Below are 1,860 nucleotides of genomic sequence, written 5' to 3' on the forward strand. Positions count from 1 at the left end.
GCCTTCAGGCTTTCCGGATCTGCGCAGAGTCGCCAGTACATCAAAGCTGGCGAGGTTAAGCCCGTAAACCTTCCAGGTTTTGTCCATCTCTTTTCTGAGTTGAGCCACCAGGCGGGAGAGACGCCCAATCGTTTCCATCGGTCCGACATCAAGGTCGGGTCGGGCTTTGTTCCATTGCGAAATGATACGATCAATGTGGTCCATGGAAGCATATTGCGAAGATTTATCTTGACGTCAAGAGAATGAGGAATATCTTGACGTCAAGATAAATGGAGATTCCTCATGAAACATCATGTCGACATCGCGCTCACTGCAATCGCGCCGCTGGTCTGGGGCAGCACGTACTACGTTACGACTGAATTCCTTCCGGCCGGGTATCCAGTCACTATGGCTGCCCTGCGGGCTTTGCCCGCTGGCCTGCTACTGCTTGTTCTTGCCCGGCAATTGCCGCAGGGTATCTGGTGGATACGCGCCTTCGTTCTCGGTGCGCTCAACTTCACCGCGTTCTGGACATTGCTATTTGTGGCGGCGTACCGACTGCCTGGCGGTGTAGCCGCAACTGTTGGGGCGGTTCAGCCTTTGATTGTCGTATTCTTGGCTGCGATGCTGATTGGTACGACGGTCAAGTTATCTGCGGTGGTCGCGGCACTGATCGGTATCTTTGGGGTCGGACTTCTTGTTCTTGGTTCGGGGATTTCACTTGATCCGATTGGAGTGGTTGCGGGCATCGGGGGCGCAGCCTCCATGGGGGCGGGCACAGTTCTGACCCGGAAGTGGCAAGCCCCTGTGCCCCTTTTGACTTTGGCGGCCTGGCAACTCACGGCAGGGGGGCTGTTGCTGGTACCCTTGGCGCTTTTGTTTGAGCCTGCGTTTCCACCATTGAATACGCAAAACATCACCGGCATCGTCTATCTCACTCTGATCGGGGCTGCGCTGACATACATCTTATGGTTCCGAGGTGTTTCCCGGATCGAGCCCGGCGCCGTTTCAGCCCTTGGTTTTCTCAGCCCGCTTTCCGCAGTCGTTATTGGCTGGATGCTTCTTGGCCAGGCTCTGACGCCCACCCAGATCGCCGGAGCCGGAGTGGTGCTCACGGCAATCTGGCTTGGGCAGCGTGCCGGGCGTATTAGCCCTCTCGTTCTTTCAGAAACTGCCCATACACACCTCAATCCAAAAGGAGAATGCTCATGAAACTTGTCGTATTTGGTGCAACTGGCGATGTCGGTTCTCGTGTCGTGACTGAGGCGATCTCGCGTGGCCATGACGTTACCGCGGCAGTTCGAAACGAGGCAGGGATCGAAAACCTGCCCAAAGGCGCCAAGCCGATTGTTGCGAATGTTGCGGACCCTGCGGCTTTGGCCGCGGCCATGGCTGGTCAGGATCTGGCCGTAAGCGCTGTGCGCGCACCAGCCGGGCGTGAGGGCGAAGTCGTTGCTCTGACCCGTTCCATTTTGGACGCCGCATCCCTTGCAGATCTTCGGGTGATCATTGTCGGCGGTGCCGCGCGTCTGCATCTACCCGATGGTAGCCCACACACCGTCTTGACAGATCCCGACTTTCTGCCCGAGAGCATTGTTCCAACCGCGCGTGCATCCATGGCACAGTGGGAACTCTGTTCATCCGATGCCTCGGCAAACTGGACCTATGCCAGCCCGTCCGCCTTATTGCAGCCCGGTGAACGCCTAGGCGTCTTCAGAACCGACACAGATAACCTGATTGTTGATGACGCCGGCAACTCAGAAATCTCCATGGAAGATTTTGCAGTGGCAATTGTAGATGAGGCTCAATCGCCCAAATATCCACGCGCCGCCTTTACCGTAGGCTATTGAACCTCCAACGACCTAGTCGTTCAGGGAGAGC

General features: G+C 56.8%; 2 protein-coding genes and 1 pseudogene. 2 read left to right on the forward strand and 1 reads right to left on the reverse strand.

What is annotated here, in order from left to right; translation table 11 throughout:
• A pseudogene (locus ACR0J7_RS20415) lies at positions 1 to 204 on the reverse strand (MarR family transcriptional regulator); the annotation flags it as partial.
• Positions 205 to 282: 78 nt separating this feature from the next.
• On the opposite strand from ACR0J7_RS20415, the gene ACR0J7_RS20420 reads away from it, so the two are divergent.
• Both ACR0J7_RS20420 and ACR0J7_RS20425 read left to right on the forward strand, forming a co-directional pair.
• Complete coding sequence (locus tag ACR0J7_RS20420) at positions 283 to 1,191, forward strand: EamA family transporter (protein WP_480915472.1); 909 nt, start codon at positions 283 to 285, stop codon at positions 1,189 to 1,191.
• The gene (locus ACR0J7_RS20425) at positions 1,188 to 1,829 is read left to right on the forward strand and encodes an NAD(P)-dependent oxidoreductase (protein WP_480773787.1); all 642 of its coding nucleotides are present in this window, start codon (positions 1,188 to 1,190) and stop codon (positions 1,827 to 1,829) included. The genes ACR0J7_RS20420 and ACR0J7_RS20425 overlap by 4 nt, the downstream gene beginning before the upstream one ends.
• The last annotated feature ends 31 nt before the right edge of the window (positions 1,830 to 1,860 follow it).

The organism is Ruegeria sp. O4 (assembly GCF_056535125.1).

Coding starts and splice junctions, on each gene's coding strand:
- ACR0J7_RS20425 (WP_480773787.1), top strand. CDS start 1,188: ATGAAACTTGTCGTATTTGGTGCAACTGGCGATGTCGGTTCTCGTGTC.
- ACR0J7_RS20420 (WP_480915472.1), top strand. CDS start 283: ATGAAACATCATGTCGACATCGCGCTCACTGCAATCGCGCCGCTGGTC.